This is a genomic window from Rhizobium oryzicola, from assembly GCF_030504645.1.
Lineage (GTDB): Bacteria > Pseudomonadota > Alphaproteobacteria > Rhizobiales > Rhizobiaceae > Neorhizobium > Neorhizobium oryzicola.
This window is the reverse complement of the sequence record NZ_JAUKWQ010000003.1, coordinates 105,349-123,723: the sequence shown is the minus strand read 5'-3', so window position 1 is coordinate 123,723 and position 18,375 is coordinate 105,349. Positions and strand designations below refer to the sequence as shown.

Sequence of the window (18,375 nt, the reverse complement as noted above, 5' to 3'; positions counted from 1 at the left end):
GGACGGAGGAAACGATGAATATGCACGTTGCTGAAAACGGATATTTCACGGAAGAGCATTCCGCTGAGACGGTGATCGCCCGTATGCACGACTGCAAGGACGCGCGCCTGAAGCAGGTCATGGAGGTTGTAATCCGCAAGCTTCACGAGGCGGTGAAGGAAATCGAGCCGAGCGAAGCCGAGTGGCTTGATGCCATTCGCTTTCTAACGGCAACCGGCCAGATCTGCAACGAATGGCGGCAGGAATGGATCCTGTTTTCCGACATCCTCGGTGTTTCCATGCTCGTGGATGCTATCAATCATCGCAAACCGAATGGCGCCTCGGAATCCACCGTTCTTGGACCTTTCCACGTTGCAGACGCCCCGGAAATGCCGATGGGCGCCAATATTTGCCGGGATGGCAAGGGCGAAGACATGCTGGTGACAGGCCGCATTCTCGATCCGGATGGTCAGCCGGTCGAGGGGGCGCGTATCGATGTCTGGCAGGCAAACGATGAAGGCTTCTATGACGTGCAGCAGAAGGGGATCCAGCCCGATTTCAATCTGCGCGGCGTTTTTGTGACGGGAGATGACGGCCGCTACTGGTTTCGTGCGGTGAAACCAAAATTCTATCCGATCCCAGATGATGGTCCCGTAGGGCAATTGTTGCGTGCTATGGGGCGGCATCCTTATCGCCCCGCTCATCTTCACTACATCGTCTCGGCCCCCGGCTATGCGAACCTGGTGACGCATATCTTCGATCCCCACGACCCCTACATTCGGTCGGATGCCGTTTTCGGCGTGAAGGAAAGCTTGCTGGCTGACTTCCAACGTGTGGATGATGCAGAACGGGCGCGTGAACTCGGCTTTGCCGGCTCCTGGTTCTGGTCTGTGACCCACGATTTCGTGCTGGCGCGCTCATCATGAAGAGTAACGCTGCACCCGCATTGGAGAGAGGCCTGTTCGTTCGCTTTGCCGAAAGCGATCCAGAGGCGGCGGACCGGCGCGCGACGTGGATCGAGGCGCACAAGCTGCATCTACGCCAATCGGACAAAGACGGCTTTAGGATCCTTTTGTCCGGCCCGACGCAGCCTGGTGATGATGGCAATGCTGCTGCGCTCGTCATTGGCGAAGCGCCATCAATGTCGGTCTTTGCCGACTTCAGCGAGCGCGATCCCTTTGTCGTCCACGGGATCTACAACCGCATACGTCTCCTTCGCTGGACGCCGACATTGGTGGCTGTGCCCGGCTTTGCGGTTTACTGAAGGAAAGAAACAACAAGCGGATTGGCAGCATAAAAATTGCATTTGCAAGTTTTGCAGATGGAACATCTAATCGAAGGCGTGCGGTACAGCGGTGCAGACTGGAGGAGAGGGTCTGCATCGACGTAGCGGGCGCTGGGCACGGCAGAGGACATCGCACGAGCAAGGAGGCACATTCAGTTTCGAAGGGTGCGTTCGTGCGGGAAAGGGAGGAACATGTCCATCAATTATGCAAGCGCCGCGCAGGCGCAATCAAAAAATCCCGCCGGTGTGATTGCCACCTGCGGCCTTATGATCCTGTTCGACGGTTACGATTTGATCGTCTATGGAGCTGTTGCGCCAGCTCTTTTGAAAGAGGGCGCTTGGTCGCTTAGCCCTGCCATGGTTGGTCGGGCTGCCGCCCTGACGCTCGTTGGGATGCTGCTGGGGGCGCTGTTTGCCGGAACCATGGCGGACCGCATCGGCCGCAAAAAGATCGTGCTTTTGAGCCTTGCGGGCTTCTCAGTGATGATGATTGGGTCGGCGCTTGCCCCCAACTTCCTGACATTCGAAATCACCCGTTTCTTCGCCGGCCTTGGGCTTGGTGCGCTCTTGCCGACAGTGACTGCCTTCGTCCTGGAATTCTCGCCGCCTGCGCGTCGGGCGTTTGCCAACTCTTTGACCTTTCTGGGTTATCTTTTCGGGGGCATGCTGTCTGGCGTCATCGGCATCCTGCTTCTGGAAAACTATGGTTGGCGCCCGATGATGCTCATCGGCGGCCTGCCTCTGCTGCTTTTGCCGTTCCTCATGCGTGCCCTCCCGGAATCTCCGGAATGGCTCGTCAGCAAAAACCGCCAGTCGGAGGCTGATGCCATCAATGATAGCTATGGCCTGCCGCGCATCGCGCCCCGTCCCGTGGTGCGAGGAGGGGTCGGTGCGCTTTTCACCGAGGGCCGTCTGGCGTCCACCTTGAACGCCTGGGGCATTCACTTTTGCTCCCTGCTGCTCACCTTCGGCATGGTCAACTGGCTCCCGACACTCATGAATAAGATGGGGTACGATATCAGTTCGGCACTCAGCTTTTCCGTCGTGCTGAATCTGGGGGCGGCGATTGGCATCATCGTCGCCGGAAAATTTGCCGACAAGGGACATGTGAAAACTGCGGTTGCGGCTCTGTTTGCGATCGGCGCGCTGTCCATCTGGGCGCTTGCCATAAACAAGGGGCCGGTGATGTATCTGCTTGTCGCCCTAGCCGGTGCCGGAACGATCGGCACGCAGATCCTCGCCAACGTCCTTGTCGGCCGCCTCTATCCTGTTGAAATCCGCGGAACAGGCCTCGGCTTCTCGCTGGCCATCGGCCGCCTCGGCGGCATTGCCGGACCGATGATCGGCGGTGCAGTACTGCAAAGCGGCTTCAGCCCAGAATGGAATTTCTATATCTTCGCCGTGGTTGCTCTTGCCGGCCTGCTTCTGACTTTGCTGACCATGCTCTATCGCACGGCCAGTGATCACCGTGGTTGAAATCTAATCATCCAGTCATCGAGCGATTCCGCCCGGGCAACTATTCGCTCGGGCGACTATTCGCTCGGGCGAGTTTTGGATCGGACGGTTTCTACAGATCAAGAGCGATACGTGGAATTTGATCTAATTGCTCAATTGGTAAGGAGTATGTAACGGCGTCATTGATTCGATTACAAGGACTGCGAATTGCCGACTTGTTTGCAATGATCGGCATGCTTGAGTAGGTCGGCCACGAACCTGCGTCCGCGCTCGGCGCTAATCACTTGTGTCACTGTTTTGCTTGCGGGCATGACGCAGTATTTAGGCCCAGGGGCCACGGGAAAAGTCTTTCGAATTCTTGACCGTGAACTTCGGAAAGTCCTGCACGTGGCATTACCGTATTTCGGGCGGCATTGAAGACGCCCTTGGGGGCCTCTCGCTCACGCAAGAACATAATAATAGGAGCGAACGTCGCATTCGTGCGGCGTCTATCGCCTTATTGTCCGTTCCACATGCTTCGCGTGAGGCATCCCGCCATGTCTGCCAGCGAACAGGCCGTACCTATGCAAGAGCATGACGAGATTGAGGATGCTCTGGCGTCGTATCAGGGCGACGCCCGCGCGACGATCGCTACGTTGTTGGAAGATCTGAAATTTGTCCGCAGTCAACTCGAGCTCCACGAAGGTGCAATGAGCCGCGGTCTGACGCGAGGATGGCAGCCGGCATACGAGCGCCCCTCAATGCACGTGAGCGGACGAGTGCGACAGGCCATACGGTTCTGATAATCCCTGCCACGTTCCTGCTTGTTGGCGCACGTTTTGGTCAGGCCATCGCCAGCTTCGGGCTCATTCCATATCGACATGGCAGACGACCGCCTTATCGACTGACGCTGAAACACGACTCAAATCTCCACACCAAACAGCATACCGAAAACGTATGCGGCCGAGCGAACTTGAAATCACATCGTCGTAATCCTGCTGTGTCCCATCAGAGCCAAGGTCCGGTTGATCTCGCTCTTGATAAGCTGCAACACCTCGATGACGCCCTGCTCGCCGCCGACCGCAAGTCCGTAAAGAGCAGCCCGGCTGACCATGACGGCCCTGGCACCAAGCGACAGCGCCTTGACGACATCGCTCCCCCGCCGAATGCCGCTGTCGAGAATAACTGGCGCTGGAAGAGCGGAGAACGTGGGAAGCACATCGATCGTCGCCGGGGCCGCGTCAAGCTGGCGTCCGCCGTGATTGGAGAGCACCACGGCGTCCACCCCGAGCGACACCGCGCGTTCAGCATCGTCAGGATGCAGCAGCCCCTTGACCAGAAGGCGACGCGGCCAGCGGTCGCGAAGGCGTTTGAGGTCATCCCAGTTGAACTGGCATCCATCTTGCGTGACAGCAAGGCAGCCTGGGTGTTCTGGTCGGTTGCGCTTGTCGAGGCGAGGTTTGCCATGGGTGGCGCTCCATAACGCGCGACCTGCCAAAGCCAGCGCGGATGCGAAGCAATGTCTGCCAGCGTTTTCGGCCGGAAGCGAAAGGGCATGGTGAAGCGGTTGCGTTCATCGCGCTCCCGCTTGCCGCCGACGGGTACATCGACGGTCAGCACCAGATGCGAATAGCCAGCGGCAAAGGCTCGGTCTACCAGTTGATCTGCAATCGTCCGGTCCATGACGTAGAGCTGGAACCACAGATCGCCGTCGCATGCTGATGCGACCTCCTCGATCGAGCAATTCGAGGCCGTGGAGAGCGTAAAGGGAATACCGAGTTTAGCTCCGGCGCGCGCAAGCGCGATATCGCCCCGGCGGTGGAACAGGCCGTTCAGCCCGGTCGGTGCGATAATCATCGGGGTCGACAGCCGCTGCCCGAACCAATCCACCCTCTGGTCGGGGGCCGAGACGTCGTTCAGCAGCCGGGGTGTCAACTTGATGGCTTTGAAGGCGGCGCGGTTCTCCCTGAGCGCCACCTCGTCCTCAGCTCCGCCATCGAGATAGTCGAACACGAAGCGCGGCAATTTCCGCCGCGCCTCCCTGCGATAATCCTCCACGTTGCGCAGGACTATCAGGGTGCAATCCGGATTTCGACGAGTGCCTGAGTTTTCTTCGTGGTCACATGGGTAATCGCGGCCTGAAGAACGTTCAGGAGATCATCGGCCCGCTCGACCTTGGCAGTCCAGGCCCGGCTGGCGGCAGCGACCTGGGTGAAGTCAGGCGTGGGGGTGAGGGATACCAGTGGCATGGCGTTTGATTTCGCCGCATAGCCGTCCGGATAAACGCCCAGCACCGACTGGCGCACGGCGCCCCATTCCAGATTGTTGAGCACCAGAACCAGAAGCGGGATTTCCAGCGCCTCGGCAATCTGGTGGCAGGCAACGGGATTGGAGAACATGTAGGATCCGTCGCCCATGGTGGCGATCACCAGGCGGTCGGGATCGGCAAGCTTCATGCCGAGCCCCGTCGGAAATGACCAGCCGAGGCCGCCCGAATGCGGTTCTTGGAACCAGGAACCGTGCTGCCGAAGCGTCATCGGTTCGAGCGGGGCTCCAAGCTCGGAAAGGATCGATGCGTTGCAGCCCTCAATGGCTTTCGATAGCGTGAGGCTGACAAAGGCCTTGGTCATCAGTTCACCATCGCCGGCCTCCGCCTGCCTGGTCACGTCGACCCGACGGCTCGCCGCCGCGTTTGCCACATCGGCACGCCGGGCGTCGCGGCTGGCGGCGGTCCCGCCGAGATAGCCGGAGGCTGCTTTCGCGAGCGCAATGATCACCTCGGCCGTATCGCCTGGAAGCGCTAGGTCACAGCGGAAATTGCGCACAGGGAAACGGGAATAGAGGGGGTCTTGTCCGATATGGATGACCTTGCAGCCCTCTGCCAGTGTATGGATATCCGGCGACCACGGGGCGAGGCAGTCGATCACAAGCACAAGATCCGCCGCAGCCAGCCATTCAGCCGGATCCATGCCGACCGCCATCGGGTGGTCGGTCGGCACACCGAGTTGGATGGCCCAGTACTGGTTGACGGCAATGCCCCAATCCAGCGCGAACTTGGATAGTACAGCAAAGCCTTCATCGCTTCCGGCGCCGCGCTGGCAGATGATCAACGGACGCTTTGCCTCGCTCAGCATCCTCGCGGCCTGCTCCAGATCGGCCGCACGCGGCGCGGATGTCGTTGCGGCAATCTTCTGCGGCGCATCCAGCTCGTCGGAAGGGCATGGCTCGCACAGCACTTCCCGCGGCAGGCTGAGATAGACGGGGCCACGCGGCGTCGAGGTGGCGATGGCATAGGCGCGATCGATGATATCAACGGACTGTTCCGGAAATTTCAGTTCATAGTCCCATTTGACCGTCTCGCGGATCATGGCGGCTTGATCGCGCATCTCCTGCCCCCAGCCGATCGGAACGGTGCGGGCGCCGAGCCTGCCCTGCTCCACGACAGGTGTGCGGCCGGAAAACAACAGCATCGGAATATGCTCCGTTGCGGCGTTGATCGCACCGATGGCGCAATTGGCGAGGCCAACATTGGTGTGCGCCATCACGGCCTGTGCCTTGCCGGTCGCCAGGTAATAGCCATAGGCCATTCCCATGGCGGCGTTTTCGTGAGGAATGACGATGGCCTTTGGCAGCGGGATCTGTTTGGCAGAGGCCTCCGCGAGCCCCTCAATGATCGGCGGAAAATCCGTGCCGGAATTGGCAAAGATGTAATCGACACCCACTGCCTTCAGCCGCGCAAGGATCGCGCCGCCCGCCGTGATGTGTTCGCCTGTAGATTTTGTCATGGTCTGGCTCGCTTGCAATGGATCAGAGATGGCTCGGCAGCCATGTGGCAATGATCGGGAAGGCGATCAGCAGGCCGAGACGCACGAGGTCGGTGACGATGAAGGGCGCAACGCCCCTGAAGATTTTGGAAAAGGTGAGCTCGGGAACGACGCTCTTGATCACGAACACATTCATTCCGACGGGGGGATGGATGAGGCCGAGCTCCACGGTCATCACGATGATCACTGCGAACCAGATCGGGTCGAAGCCCAGCGACACGATGACCGGATAGACGATCGGGACGGTGAGGATGATCATCGCCATGGCGTCCATCAGGCAGCCGAGCACGAGATACATCAGCAGGATCAAGAGCAGCACGCCATAGCGACCAAGCCCGAGATCGCCCAGAAAGGCCGTGATCTTTTGCGGCGTGCCGGTGATCGTCAGGAAGTAGCCGAATATCAACGCCCCAATCAGCACGGTAAAGATGGCAGCCGCCGTGCGGGTCGCCTGCAGCAGCGACATCAGGATCTTTTCGCGGTTCAGCTTACCGCGCAGCAGACCGATGATGAAGGCGCCACCGGCCCCGACGCCACCTGCTTCCGTCGGGGTAAACAGGCCACCATAGAGGCCGCCAATCACGAAGAAGAACAACAAGAGCGGTGCCCAGACATCCTTGATGGCGCGCACACGCTCCGCCCAGTTGCTTTTCGGAGCGACCTGCAGCATGTCCGGACGCACCATGCCGATAACCATGATCGTCACCATGTACATCAGCACTGCCAGGATACCGGGAACGATGCCGGCCATGAAAAGCCGGCTGATATCCTTCTCGGTGATGATGCCGTAGACGACGAGAACGGTCGATGGCGGGAACATGGCGCCCAGCGTTCCACCGGCAGCGATCGTGCCGGCGGCAAAGGATTGCGGGTAGTTGAAGCGGCGCATTTCCGGATAGGCGACGGTCGAGAAGGTTGCCGCCGTAGCGACTGATGATCCCGAGATGGCCGCGAAGCCGGCGCAAGCGGCAATCGTTGCAAGCCCCAGTCCGCCGCGCAAGTGCCCGATGAATGTGTTGGCCGCGCGAAACAGCTCCCGGCTCATGCCGGAATTGGTGACGAAGGCACCCATTAGCAAAAACATCGGGATGACGCCGAATGTGTAGTCGGTGACCGTGCGCATCGAGGTCTGGCCGATCAGCTTCAAGGCAGGGCCGAAGCCTGCCAAAAGACCGAAACCGGTGACGCCGACGAGACCCATGGCCATGCCGACCGGCACGCGCAACAGCATCAAAGCAAACAGCAGGACGAAGCCCGAAACGGCAACGAAATTCTGTGTCATGGGATTATTCCACCGGAGCTGTGGAGTGCTCTTCGTTCACACTCTTGGGATTGAAGACGAGGCGGAACGTGCGCACGGCGATCAGGAGCACGGCGGCGACATCACCGAGCCAGGCAACGAGAAAGAAGGGCCAGGTCGGAATTTGCAGATCATAGGTCAGCACATTCTGCGCCTTGGTCTGCGCGACTTTATCGAACAACATGATTGTCTGGACGGTAACGACGAGCAGCAAAACCAGGGTCGCAAAGACGTCTATGAAGCGCTTGAGCCTCGGCCCGACGCTTTCCCAGACCAGATCCACGGTGATGTGAGCGCCGCGATAGCTTGTCGCCGCAATGCCCCAGAAGATCAGGATGCCAAGAAACAGGCGGCCGAAATCATAACCGTCGGGGATTGAGTAGGAAAAGAAATAGCGAAGCATAACGGAGATGAAGATGTCGGCCGCGACGAGACCGACAAAGCCGGCGGCAATCCATTCAATTCCCGCGATGAAGCTGTCCATCGCATTCATTTTCGGCAGCGGCGGGCCGGGTTGCGGCGCCTCGGCTGTTTCGGTTGTCATGAGTTCCTCCTCTCATTCAACGAGGAAGTCGGCCGATGCCTCCCAACCCGCATCGGCCGACGCTTGCTATCGTCAGAACGCAGCCTGCTTGTCGGCAAGCGCCTTTTTCAGGTCGCCGAGAACAACAGCCGGATCGTAGCCCTTGGCGGCGACCTGCTTTTCCCAGCTGGCCTGCAGCGGCGCCACCGCCTTGCGCCATTCAGCAACCTGATCCGGTGTCAGCTCGACAACCTCATGTCCGGGCGCTTTCTTCATTTTGTCGCGACCGGCATGCTCGAATTCCGTCCAGGGAGCCGAAAGCTTCACCGCCCATTCGGTGGTGCAATGGTCGTCCAGAACCTTCTTCTGGGCCGCCGACGCATTGGCATAGACGTCCTTGTTCATCGTCCAGGTGTAGGCGGTGGTGTAGAGCGGCACATCGAGCGTATATTTCGTCACCTTGTCGATGCCGAACAGGAAGATCGAGTTCCACGGGAAGGTGATGGCGTCGGCAATGCCGCGCTCAAGCGCGTCACGCGATTCGGGCGCCGATGCCTGCACATTGGTGCCACCAAGCGTCGTCACCAATTCGCCCATCGTCTGCTGCGCCGGGCGGACCTTGAGGCCCTTCACGTCGGAAGGAAGAACGATCTTCTTGCGCGTGGAGTGCAGCGCACCCGGATCATGGACGAAGGCCATGCAGAAATGGGTGTCTGCCATTTCCTTCGGAGCATACTTGCGATACCAGCTGTCGAGCGCTGCGCTGCCCCCGGTGGCATTGGCGACGGTGAAGGGAAGCTGCGCTGCATTGATGACCGGGAAGCGGCCAGGCTGATAGCCCGGGCTGACATAGCCGATATCGGCAATACCGTCGCGCACCATGTCATAATGATCGAAGGCCTTGCCGAGCTGTTCGGCCGGAAACACGGTCGCGGTGATCGTGCCGCCGGAGGCCTTGGTGATGCTGTCGGCCCATTCCTGGGTGGACTTCACCAGAGGATGTGTGGGTGGCACCCACAACGAGATCTTCAGGTTGATGATCTTGTCCTGGGCGGATGCCGGTTGCGCACCGGCTGCCAGGATAGCGGCGAAACCGACCGTGGCCGCTAGAAGTTTTTTCATGAGATGGTATTTAAGCATATATCTCCTCCATTTTGGTTGCGGCAGGCAAGCCGCGTTCCTCTCCGGCCTCCCTCCTCGGAAGCCGAACCCTGCGGGACCTCCCCCGCCGATCTGCTTTGTTCGAATGCCAGCTGCGCGACGACCTATCTTTCGCGCAGTCGGCCTTGATTAGCTGGTTCCCAGCGCATTGACGATGCGGGCAAGCACTGCGATCACCACGTCCTTGTCGGCACCGACGATCTCATCCAATCTCTGGTCGTGCTGGTGAGCAATGGCATGCAGGCGGCGCTGCATCTTGCGGCCCTCCTCCGTCAGCCGCACGCTGTAGCTGCGCTGGTCCTCCGGGTTCTGATGCCGCTCGATCAGGCCGCGGATGGAAAGCCCCTTCAGCGTTGCCGTCAGCGTCGATCGATCACGGCCGCAGACGCGGCTGAGATCGGACGGTGTCAGCTCGCCATATTCCGCCAGAATGGTCAGGATCGAATACCAGCCGGGCTTCAGATCCGCCTTGTCAGCTGCCGCGCTGAACGCCTGGAACGATGCCTCCTGCGCCACCCGAAGATGGTAGCCGAGCACGTTACGAAACGCTTCCGGGATCAGCGCATTGCTGTCATCGCGCTTGACCAGATCCAGTTTCGGTTTTGCCGACGCCTTCGCCATTTTCACACGCTTTGCTTTTGGAATGGTTCACTTGCTGCGGAATTCGATGATGCTCCGGCATGGCTTGGTCAGGCCTCTTCCACCTTTCCTTATAACCGGCCTCCCAACCGGCTCTCCTCTTCAACAAATTTAGACCGATATCGCGACAAATCGCAAGATAGTTTGAGGACAAATATTTTGATGACAAACTATCTTGCGGGAATTGCAGTTCGCGGCATGATGTAGCGGGCGCGGAGGAGTGCTTGGAAAGATACGTGTTCAATCGTCACGGAGGAGGACACATGCGGATTGTAGTGATTGGCTCCGGTGCCATGGGGAGCCTATTTGCGGGTCGCTTGGCGGCGTCCGGCGAGGACGTATCGCTGGTAGAGGTCAACCCTGCGCAAATCGATGCCGTGAAAGAGCGTGGCCTACGGCTGACGATAGCCGGGACAGACGAGATCCATAACCTGCCGATTGGCCCGGCACAGACCTATTCCGGTGTTTATGATCTGGTGATTGTCTTCACGAAGGGTATGCACACCGAGGCCGCCGTGAACGGGGCTTCCCACCTGATCGGACCTGAGACCCTGGCGCTGACGGTGCAGAACGGCATCGGAAATGTGGAGAAGATCGAAACGGTGATCCCGCGCGCGAGGATTATCAAGGGCATGACCAATTGGCCGGCAACGGTGGTCGAGACCGGTCACGTCAACGTTCCAGGATCGGGCGAGATCCATCTGTGGCCCGCCCTTGGTGACGGCTCGCCCCGATTTGACGAAGTGTGTCACGTGCTGAACAAGGCTGGCTTGAATTGCGTGGCCGACCGTTCGGTCGATGCGTCTATTTGGGAAAAGCTATCCTTCAACGCGGCGCTGAATTCGGTTGCCGCGGTCACCTGCATGACGGTCGGTGAGATGAGTGACAGTGCGGAGGCGCGCAAAATCATCTTTTCCGTCCTGGACGAAGCGTTAGCGACCGCGTCTGCGCTTGGTGTCGCCATCGACCGCGACCGGACAAGACAGTCCGTCGAGTACGCGCTGGCAAACCATCGGCATCACAAGCCATCAATGCTGCAAGACCGGCTGGGTGGACGACCGATGGAAATAGACACGATCACCGGTGCTGTTGCATCGCATGCCGAACGTCTGGCGGTGCCAGCGCCGGTAACCGCCACTCTCACAAACCTGTTGCTGCTTATCGGGAAATAGCCGTAGTGTCCACGCCGCCGAATTCGGCCTTCCATTTATAGAGGCAGGATCGCTGACGCCGTGGTTGAAGCAAAGCCCTGAGACCGGTGTGCCAGCCCCTTGCTCCATCCAAGATGCCGATTATATGCTCTACTACGAAACTCGGGCTATTCAACCGCAGTCTTGCACATCACTCCATTTTGGACTCATTCCGCAGGTCACAGATCTCCGAGCGCATCTGAACGCGAAGCTTTGCGTCTAGGTTGGATAGCGGCTCATCGAACGGGAAGACCTTCGGCACCCGCACGATGGCTCAGCCCAATGCAAAGCGCTGGCGCTGCCCTCCTGACAATGCGTCGGGCTTGCGGCCAAAATAGGCATCGAGGTCGAGGATGTTGGCAGCGGCTTTCACCCCCGGGTCGATCTCGCTGCCGCTGCAGATGGCGTCGCCTTAACCGCCTCTTTGCATTGAGTTGATACCGAGCTTGCAGGACTGAAGCCCCGCTCGTCCGCCTTGGTGCAGGGATCATTAAACGCGTTGTCGTAGATGCTTGACCAGCCTGACAACTGGTTTCAGCCACGATGCTTTTCAAGCACAGTTCCTCCCGCCGCCATCGTATCGGCAAGATGAAGTTCAAGGTGACGAACTGGCCGGAGTACGAGGCTGGTCTTCGTCGGCGGGGCATCCTGACCCTGTGGATGACGCCGGAACGCTATCGTCATGGCAGGCGCCGAAGGGCACGACGCGTGGCGGGCAGCCGCGCTACTCCGATCTGGCGATCGAGACCGCCTTGACGCTGGGGCTGGTGTTCGGCCTGCCTCTGCGTCAGGCGGAGCGCTTCGTGACCTCGGTGCTGAACCTGATTGGTCTGGATCTTCCTGTACCCGATCACACGACCCTGAGCCGCCGGGCCAACAAGCCGAGAGCGCCGAAGAGGCTGCATGATGATCGCATCCCTCAGAGTGGACCCGTCCACGTCCTCATCGACAGCACAGGGCTACAAGTCTATGGCGCAAGTCAATGGCTGGAGGAAAAACACGGTGCCAAATCCCGCAGGGGTTGGCGCAAGCTGGCGCTAGATGCCGACAGCGACGATATCATGGCTCACGTTGTGACGGACCAGGATGCCGGCGACGCCTCACAAGTTGAGCCGCTACTCGAGCAGATCGACTTGCTGATCGGGCAGTTCACAGCAGATGGTGCCTATGACGGTGAGCCGACCTACGACACCGTCACCAGACACAGTGCCGACGCGGCGGTGGTAATCCCGCCCCGCGCCACTGCGGTGGAACGGCCAGACAGCGATCCCTCCAGTCAACGGAACCGGCATATCGCGGCGATCAACGCCAATGGCCGGATGAAGTGGCAGGCGGAGACCGGCTACGGCAAGCGATCTCTGGTCGAGACCGCAATCGGTCGCTACAAATCGATCATCGGAGGGCGGCTGCGGGCGCGCTCATTTGCAGCACAGCAGACCGAAGTAACCCTCGGCTGCGCTATTCTCAATCGCATGCTAGGCCTGCGAACGGCCGAAATCCGTTCGCTGCAATACGGTTCCCGCATAGCGCCGGCATCAAAGACGGCAAGCCGTCTACGCTATGATCACTGCACTAACGTCCCTCCGGCGTCATCCAGAGTATCAGGCTGCCCCGCCGACGAAGACCAGCCTCGTACTCCGGCCAGTTCGTCACCTTGAACTTCACCTTGCCGATACGATGGCGGCGGGAGGAATTGTGCTTGAAATGCATCGTGGCTGAAACCAGTTGTCAGGCTGGTCAAGCATCTACGACAACGCGTTTAATGATTCCCTGCACCAAGGCTGAACCGGGCCGTTTCTTCGGGACGGTAGTTTCCACGCGCCCAAAGCATTGACAACGGACATCAGAGCGGTGTGCCAGTGCCACGTTGCGAGCAAATGCGTGATCGGCGTTCAGCATCTAGAGCCAGCATGGCAAAGCAGTGACTTGCCGATTGCGATCACTTGCAGCGTTGGGAGAAGAGCATCTAGCTGCAGGATGACGACACCGGCCCTTGCCTAACTCCCGGTCTTTTCAGATTGTGAGCCCTCTTTGGAGGTGCCGCTTTCATCCTGCTCTTCTTTTGAGATACCGACAGTTCAAGCGCCGCCCCAGCCGCCTATCAGCGGCAGCAAGCAACCTCTCCTATAGAGAAAAGTGGCCGCCGATGACTGATCCATGCACCAACCCCTGTCTATGGCGATCCGTCAACGTGCCGATAAATCAACGGGATTGAAAACGATCAATCAGCCGGAGCGAAAGATCCAGGCCGCTCGGCACGTCTGTCTGTCTTGCACCGCACCGAAGGGCAAGCGCAGCCGACCAGATGGTCCGGGCTCGCAGAAGCGGGGTCTGTCCGAGTCGGATTTCGTGTCCCGCAGCATCACGCACCGCGCGCTGCCAATCAGCGTCGCTCATATCACGCCATTCCACGTTGAGGTGAATGGCCGTATGTTCAAACAGGTTCCGCAACGCGCGGCTTGGCTGAATGATGCCGAAATCCAGCTCGTTCACAGTGACTGTCGCCTCGCGTGGGAACGGCTCCGTCCTACCGCTTCGTCCCCAGGCAACAAGTTCTCCCAACAGGCGAGCTTGGTAACAGACAAGAGCGACAAGGCGGCGGCGCGAAAAGCCCTCGACCGTCGACGGTTCGTCTAGGGCATCGTCGGACAGCCCGTTGAGCAGGCGTGCAAAATAGGCGGTGCCGAGGCGTGCCCACTGCAGTTCCGTGGCCGGAGCTGTCGGTGCATCGTAGCGCGCGCCGCCGCCCTGCCGGTCCCTCAAAACCCGCCTTGCTTCCTCCAGCGCGTCACTCATGGCGCGTCCGTCTCGACATGACTACGCATGAAGGCCAGACGCTCCATGATCGGGGCATCGGAGAAGCGGAAGAGATCAAGCTGGGATTCCGCCTGCAGCGACCACGGGATCCAGGAGGGGATCACGAACATGTCGCCGATATTGAGCGTGTGGGTCACGCCGTCGAGAACGACTGCACCCTTGCCGTCGAAGACCTGGAAGATCGTCGAACCTACCTCGCGCCGGACAGGCGTCTCCGTCCCCTCGCGCAGGCGGTGAAATTCGCAACGGATGGTCGGCATGACATCGCCGCCGGTCGTCGGGTTGACGTAGCGGATCGCGGCATGACCCTGTTCGACCGTCGCCGGCTGGCCTTCCTCTTCCAGAAGCAATTGCTCGGTCAGGGCCCGGTCGGTGTACTCCCAGCGATAGGCGCCGATGGGGGTGTTCACCGTGTCGCGCAGACCTGACAGCGGACGCAGGCCGGGATGGCACCACAGCCGCTCCCCGCGCGAGAATTTCGGCGTCGCGTAATCGGTCACGCGGTCGGAGCCGAATTCGAAGAATCCGACATCCATCTGCTGGCAGAAGGGAATGTCGAGGCCGTCGATCCATGCCATAGGCTTGTCGGTGTCGTTATGATGGCCGTGGAAATGCCAGCCGGGCGTGAGCAGGAGGTCGCCGCGGCTCATGCGAACCGGATCGCCGTTGACCACGGTCCACACACCCTCGCCTTCTACGACGAAGCGAAATGCATTTTGCGCGTGACGATGCTCTGGCGCGGTTTCGCGCGGCCCGAGATACTGGATCGCCGCCCAGAGCGTGGGACTGATATAGGCGTTTCCACCGAGGCCCGGATTGGCAAGGCCCAGCGCCCGCCGCTCGCCGCCCCGCCCGACAGGCACGAGATCGCCCGCCATTTGCGCCAACGGCAACAGGTCGGCCCATTTCCAGACGTGGGCAACCGCCTTCGGCTTCGGATGCCGCGGCATGAGATCGCCCAGTTGCGTCCAGAGCGGCATCAGATGCTGCTCCTCGAAGGCAGCGTAAAGCGCCCGCAATTCCGGCGTGTCCTCCGGCATCATGGCATTATGGGGTTTGCTATCGGACTGTTCCTGCATTTGGTCCTCCTCCTGCTTCTGGATCGCTTACGTGTTCCCGTACGGGAAGCCAGGATCCATTTTCCCGGCAATTCGTTTCAGGCGGCGTCTGGTTGATTGGGCGGCGCTGCGTCGCGAAAGGCGGGCAACTGGTCCAGTGCGGCAAAAATGCGTGCAATGGTAGGCCATGCGCCCGTATCGATCTCGAAGCGTCGATTGTTCCAGACCTGCGCATAGAGGCAGAGATCCGCAAGGCCGGGAACGTCACCTTGGCAGAAACGGCCCGTTCTCGAGTCTGATGCCAGCATGCTTTCGAGTGCGTCGAAGGTAGTGGTGACCCAGTGGGTGAACCACGCCTGCTGCGCAGCCTCGTCAGCTCCGAAAGTATTGGCAAGATAGCCGAGCACCCGCAGATTGTTGAGCGGATGCACCTCACAGGCTATCATATGGGCCAGCGCCCGTACGCGCGCGCGACCGTCAGCATGATCAGGCAGAAGTGGCGGCTGCGGGTAGGTTTCCTCCAGCCATTCGATGATGGCGAGCGACTGGGTGAGAAAGCTTCCATCGTCCCTCTCCAGAACGGGCACCAGCCCGGCCGGGTTCATGGCAAGATATTCCGGAGTGCGCGTATCGCCGCGACGCAGCACGTAAGGAATATAGTCGTATTGCAGGCCTTTGAGATTCAAAGCCGCCCTCAGCCGGGTCGAGGTAGATGAGCGGAAGAAGTTGTGCAGCCTCAGGCCCATGTCAGCGCCTTTCGCTGATTGTGCTAGAAATTTCGCCGAGGCCTTCAATCGAAACGACACATACATCGCCCGGCACCAGCGGACCGACGCCAGCCGGGGTCCCGGTCATGATGAGGTCGCCCGGTGCCAGAGCGATCGAGTGCGATAGATAGGAAATGATCTCCGGCACCGACCAGATCAGGTCAGCAAGATCGGCGTCCTGCTTCAATGTGCCGTTGACGGCAAGGCGGATCGCGCCCTTGTCCGGATGGCCAATCGCGGACGCTGCATGAATGGGTCCGATGATCGCGGAACGGTCGAAGGATTTGCCGAAGTCCCAAGGCCGGCCCTGGTCGCGCGCCGCCAGTTGCAGATCGCGCCGCGTCAGGTCATTGCCCACGGCATAACCCCAGACATGCTCCAGTGCGGAGGCTTCCGCAATATCGTGCCCGCCCTTGCCGATAGCCACCACAAGTTCTGCCTCGTAATGGAAGTTTTCCGTCTGTGGCGGATACGCGACCGTCTCGCCGCTGTCGACAACCGCATCGGCGGGTTTTGAAAAGAAGAAGGGCGGCTCGCGATCCGGGTCCTTGCCCATCTCGCGGGCATGGGCCGCATAATTGCGCCCGACGCAGAAGATGCGCCGTACGGGAAAACGGGAGTCCGTGCCGTGAACGGCAACCGTCGGGGTCGGCGGCGCGGGAAGAACGAGGGTCATACAAGCATCCTTTTCGAATAGCCGGCGCCGCGAGGGCAGCCGAATGAAGTCAATGTCAGTAGCGGCCGTCCGGAACTTCGGCGAACACATCTACCGGACTGTTGCGGTTCCATGGCGCGCGGCCCATCATCAGCTCGACCACCGCCTCCTGCATTTCATCCATGGTGGCCCAGGCGTTGACATAGGTGGGCACGCGCGGCGCGTCGTACAGATAGTAGGGATAGCCGAAGGAAATCATCAGGGTCGGCACATCATGCCAGGGGCGCATCATGGCGCCGCGAAGCCCCTTTCCGAGCGAAGCCCAATCGAGGAAAATCCGCCCGCGTGTCAGCAAGGCCTCCTCCGAGAAGGCATAGATGACGAGGTCGTAATCCTTCGTCTCGTAGGCTTCGCCCATCGGATGAAGCTTCACCTCAAAGCCTTCCTTTGCCAGCAGGTCCGGCAGGATCAGCGGCAGTCGCGAACTCCAGAGCGGCTCGACGATGCCGGGCGCAATGACCAGGACGCGGCGTGTCTTTTCCGGGGAAAGCGGAAATAGCGATTGCGTGTCCTTTTCAAGAATCGGCGCCTTCAGCAGAACGTCCTTCATCCTATCGCTCGCCCGCGGCGGAATTTCGCGTTGCTCTCGGGGCCGGTGCAGGCCGAGCCTTGCCTTGAGCCCAAGCACACGCGTGACCGCCTCGAAAAACCGCTTCGAAGGAACATGCCCGCTACGGACCGCCTCAAGGACGCTGGCAAAATGCCGCTCGGGATTGGTTGCGAAGAGGATCATGTCGCAGCCGGCTCTCAGGATTTCCGCCTTGGCCGCCGTCACATCCATGAACGAGGAAAGCCCTGCCATTTCGCTGGCATCGGAGACGATCAGCCCGTTGAAGCCCAGGCGCCCGCGCAGCAGATCGATGTTGATGATGCTGGAGAGCGTACCCGGACGGTAGAGATCTGTACCGCTCGCGCCCATCGCCGCGGCAAAGGCCGGAAAAGCGATGTGGCCTGTCATGATGCTGAGAACACCGGCGCCGATCGCCTCGCGATAAAGCCGTCCATGGGTGGCTTCCCACTCGTCCACCGACAGCGGATTGATGGTCGTGACCAGATGTTGATCGCGGTCGTCATGGCCCTCGCCCGGCCAATGCTTTGCCGTCGCGGCAATACCTGCCGCCTGAAAGGCTGCGATCTGGGCGAGCGAATGGCGCAGAATGCGTTCGGGATCAGAACCGAAGCCGCGGGTCGGCACAATCGAGCTGCGTGTCTTGGCGTTGATGTCCAGCAGGGGTGTGAAGGACCAATTCAGCCCGACCGCCAGAGCCTCGCGCGCCATGATGCCCGCAACCTCGGCGGTGACATTCACATCGTCGATGGCCGAAAGTGCGATCGGGTTCGGCACCTGCGTTCCAAAGGGCAGGCTCATGCGCGAGCCTTCCAGATCGGCCGACACCAGCAGCGGCACCTCCGCATCGGCCTGCAGTTCTTCCAGGCGCGCGCGCTCGGACACCGCGTCAGAATTGAAGTAACGGGTGATGCCGCCCGGTCGGAAGGCGCGGAACATCTCGCGTTCCCCGGTCTCGTCGCCCCGCGACAGGAGATTGAAGACCTGTCCGACACGCGCCGCGTCGTCCAGTTTTTCGAAGGTGTGGCGCACCCATTCAATCTGTTCGCGGTCTAGCGAAAAGGGAGCGAGCGCAAGATGAGACAGGTCGAAAGGCATGACGAATTCCGGGTTTT

At 60.2% G+C, this 18,375-nt stretch carries 14 protein-coding genes and 4 pseudogenes; 5 read left to right on the top strand and 13 right to left on the bottom strand.

Annotated elements, in window-relative coordinates; translation table 11 throughout:
• Positions 1 to 20: 20 nt before the first annotated feature.
• The 3 genes from Q2T52_RS11250 to Q2T52_RS11240 all read left to right on the top strand — a co-directional run bounded on the left by Q2T52_RS11250 (position 21) and on the right by Q2T52_RS11240 (position 2,740).
• Complete coding sequence (locus Q2T52_RS11250; protein WP_436799534.1) at positions 21 to 905, top strand: intradiol ring-cleavage dioxygenase; 885 nt, start codon at positions 21 to 23, stop codon at positions 903 to 905.
• A complete protein-coding gene (locus Q2T52_RS11245) occupies positions 902 to 1,243 on the top strand; it encodes a YciI family protein (protein ID WP_302076829.1) in 342 nt (113 codons plus the stop codon). Before Q2T52_RS11250 ends, Q2T52_RS11245 begins: the two co-directional genes overlap by 4 nt.
• 213 nt (positions 1,244 to 1,456) lie before the next feature.
• Positions 1,457 to 2,740, top strand: coding sequence for an MFS transporter (locus tag Q2T52_RS11240; protein ID WP_302076828.1), 1,284 nt, complete (start codon positions 1,457 to 1,459; stop codon positions 2,738 to 2,740).
• Between the two features lie 937 nt (positions 2,741 to 3,677).
• Here Q2T52_RS11240 and Q2T52_RS26830 read toward each other — a convergent pair.
• The 6 genes and pseudogenes from Q2T52_RS26830 to Q2T52_RS11195 form a co-directional block, all read right to left on the bottom strand.
• Positions 3,678 to 4,675 (bottom strand): annotated as a pseudogene (locus tag Q2T52_RS26830) (alpha-hydroxy-acid oxidizing protein).
• Positions 4,676 to 4,770: 95 nt separating this feature from the next.
• Complete coding sequence (locus Q2T52_RS11215) at positions 4,771 to 6,483, bottom strand: thiamine pyrophosphate-requiring protein (RefSeq protein ID WP_302076826.1); 1,713 nt, start codon at positions 6,481 to 6,483, stop codon at positions 4,771 to 4,773.
• Between the two features lie 22 nt (positions 6,484 to 6,505).
• Positions 6,506 to 7,804, bottom strand: a complete 1,299-nt coding sequence (locus Q2T52_RS11210) for a TRAP transporter large permease (RefSeq protein WP_302076825.1) — start codon at positions 7,802 to 7,804, stop codon at positions 6,506 to 6,508.
• A gap of 4 nt (positions 7,805 to 7,808) precedes the next feature.
• Positions 7,809 to 8,366: a TRAP transporter small permease gene (locus tag Q2T52_RS11205; protein ID WP_436799522.1), complete on the bottom strand. Its 558-nt coding sequence runs from the start codon at positions 8,364 to 8,366 to the stop codon at positions 7,809 to 7,811.
• A 72-nt stretch (positions 8,367 to 8,438) separates the two neighbouring features.
• Entirely contained in the window at positions 8,439 to 9,467 is a 1,029-nt protein-coding gene (locus Q2T52_RS11200) for a TRAP transporter substrate-binding protein (RefSeq protein WP_302076824.1), read from the bottom strand.
• 168 nt (positions 9,468 to 9,635) lie between these two features.
• Positions 9,636 to 10,127, bottom strand: coding sequence for a MarR family winged helix-turn-helix transcriptional regulator (locus tag Q2T52_RS11195; RefSeq protein ID WP_302076823.1), 492 nt, complete (start codon positions 10,125 to 10,127; stop codon positions 9,636 to 9,638).
• Positions 10,128 to 10,408: 281 nt separating this feature from the next.
• On the opposite strand from Q2T52_RS11195, the gene Q2T52_RS11190 reads away from it, so the two are divergent.
• On the top strand, positions 10,409 to 11,317 hold the full coding sequence (locus tag Q2T52_RS11190; RefSeq protein ID WP_302076822.1) for a ketopantoate reductase family protein: 909 nt from the start codon (positions 10,409 to 10,411) through the stop codon (positions 11,315 to 11,317).
• A gap of 184 nt (positions 11,318 to 11,501) precedes the next feature.
• Here Q2T52_RS11190 and Q2T52_RS11185 read toward each other — a convergent pair.
• A pseudogene (locus Q2T52_RS11185) lies at positions 11,502 to 11,723 on the bottom strand (ATP-binding cassette domain-containing protein); the annotation flags it as partial.
• Positions 11,724 to 11,878: 155 nt separating this feature from the next.
• On the opposite strand from Q2T52_RS11185, the pseudogene Q2T52_RS11180 reads away from it, so the two are divergent.
• Positions 11,879 to 12,862 (top strand): annotated as a pseudogene (locus Q2T52_RS11180) (IS5 family transposase).
• A gap of 54 nt (positions 12,863 to 12,916) precedes the next feature.
• On the opposite strand, the pseudogene Q2T52_RS11175 reads toward Q2T52_RS11180, so the two are convergent.
• The 6 genes and pseudogenes from Q2T52_RS11175 to Q2T52_RS11150 form a co-directional block, all read right to left on the bottom strand.
• A pseudogene (locus tag Q2T52_RS11175) lies at positions 12,917 to 13,045 on the bottom strand (IS5/IS1182 family transposase); the annotation flags it as partial.
• A gap of 492 nt (positions 13,046 to 13,537) precedes the next feature.
• Positions 13,538 to 14,131: a maleylpyruvate isomerase N-terminal domain-containing protein gene (locus tag Q2T52_RS11170; RefSeq protein ID WP_302076821.1), complete on the bottom strand. Its 594-nt coding sequence runs from the start codon at positions 14,129 to 14,131 to the stop codon at positions 13,538 to 13,540.
• A complete protein-coding gene (locus Q2T52_RS11165) occupies positions 14,128 to 15,231 on the bottom strand; it encodes a cupin domain-containing protein (protein ID WP_302076820.1) in 1,104 nt (367 codons plus the stop codon). Before Q2T52_RS11165 ends, Q2T52_RS11170 begins: the two co-directional genes overlap by 4 nt.
• A gap of 77 nt (positions 15,232 to 15,308) precedes the next feature.
• A complete protein-coding gene (gene maiA, locus Q2T52_RS11160) occupies positions 15,309 to 15,956 on the bottom strand; it encodes a maleylacetoacetate isomerase (RefSeq protein WP_302076819.1) in 648 nt (215 codons plus the stop codon).
• Between the two features lies 1 nt (position 15,957).
• Positions 15,958 to 16,653, bottom strand: coding sequence for a fumarylacetoacetate hydrolase family protein (locus Q2T52_RS11155; protein ID WP_302076818.1), 696 nt, complete (start codon positions 16,651 to 16,653; stop codon positions 15,958 to 15,960).
• Between the two features lie 55 nt (positions 16,654 to 16,708).
• A complete protein-coding gene (locus tag Q2T52_RS11150; protein WP_302076817.1) occupies positions 16,709 to 18,358 on the bottom strand; it encodes a glycoside hydrolase family 3 N-terminal domain-containing protein in 1,650 nt (549 codons plus the stop codon).
• Positions 18,359 to 18,375 lie beyond the last annotated feature (17 nt).

What these genes read in the sequence shown, in the direction of transcription:
- maiA (WP_302076819.1), bottom strand. Translation starts at nt 15,956, where the DNA reads ATGGGCCTGAGGCTGCACAACTTCTTCCGCTCATCTACCTCGACCCGG.
- Q2T52_RS11165 (WP_302076820.1), bottom strand. Translation starts at nt 15,231, where the DNA reads ATGCAGGAACAGTCCGATAGCAAACCCCATAATGCCATGATGCCGGAG.
- Q2T52_RS11215 (WP_302076826.1), bottom strand. Translation starts at nt 6,483, where the DNA reads ATGACAAAATCTACAGGCGAACACATCACGGCGGGCGGCGCGATCCTT.
- Q2T52_RS11195 (WP_302076823.1), bottom strand. Translation starts at nt 10,127, where the DNA reads ATGGCGAAGGCGTCGGCAAAACCGAAACTGGATCTGGTCAAGCGCGAT.
- Q2T52_RS11250 (WP_436799534.1), top strand. Translation starts at nt 21, where the DNA reads ATGCACGTTGCTGAAAACGGATATTTCACGGAAGAGCATTCCGCTGAG.
- Q2T52_RS11155 (WP_302076818.1), bottom strand. Translation starts at nt 16,653, where the DNA reads ATGACCCTCGTTCTTCCCGCGCCGCCGACCCCGACGGTTGCCGTTCAC.
- Q2T52_RS11190 (WP_302076822.1), top strand. Translation starts at nt 10,409, where the DNA reads ATGCGGATTGTAGTGATTGGCTCCGGTGCCATGGGGAGCCTATTTGCG.
- Q2T52_RS11240 (WP_302076828.1), top strand. Translation starts at nt 1,457, where the DNA reads ATGTCCATCAATTATGCAAGCGCCGCGCAGGCGCAATCAAAAAATCCC.
- Q2T52_RS11210 (WP_302076825.1), bottom strand. Translation starts at nt 7,804, where the DNA reads ATGACACAGAATTTCGTTGCCGTTTCGGGCTTCGTCCTGCTGTTTGCT.
- Q2T52_RS11200 (WP_302076824.1), bottom strand. Translation starts at nt 9,467, where the DNA reads ATGAAAAAACTTCTAGCGGCCACGGTCGGTTTCGCCGCTATCCTGGCA.
- Q2T52_RS11205 (WP_436799522.1), bottom strand. Translation starts at nt 8,366, where the DNA reads ATGACAACCGAAACAGCCGAGGCGCCGCAACCCGGCCCGCCGCTGCCG.
- Q2T52_RS11150 (WP_302076817.1), bottom strand. Translation starts at nt 18,358, where the DNA reads ATGCCTTTCGACCTGTCTCATCTTGCGCTCGCTCCCTTTTCGCTAGAC.
- Q2T52_RS11170 (WP_302076821.1), bottom strand. Translation starts at nt 14,131, where the DNA reads ATGAGTGACGCGCTGGAGGAAGCAAGGCGGGTTTTGAGGGACCGGCAG.
- Q2T52_RS11245 (WP_302076829.1), top strand. Translation starts at nt 902, where the DNA reads ATGAAGAGTAACGCTGCACCCGCATTGGAGAGAGGCCTGTTCGTTCGC.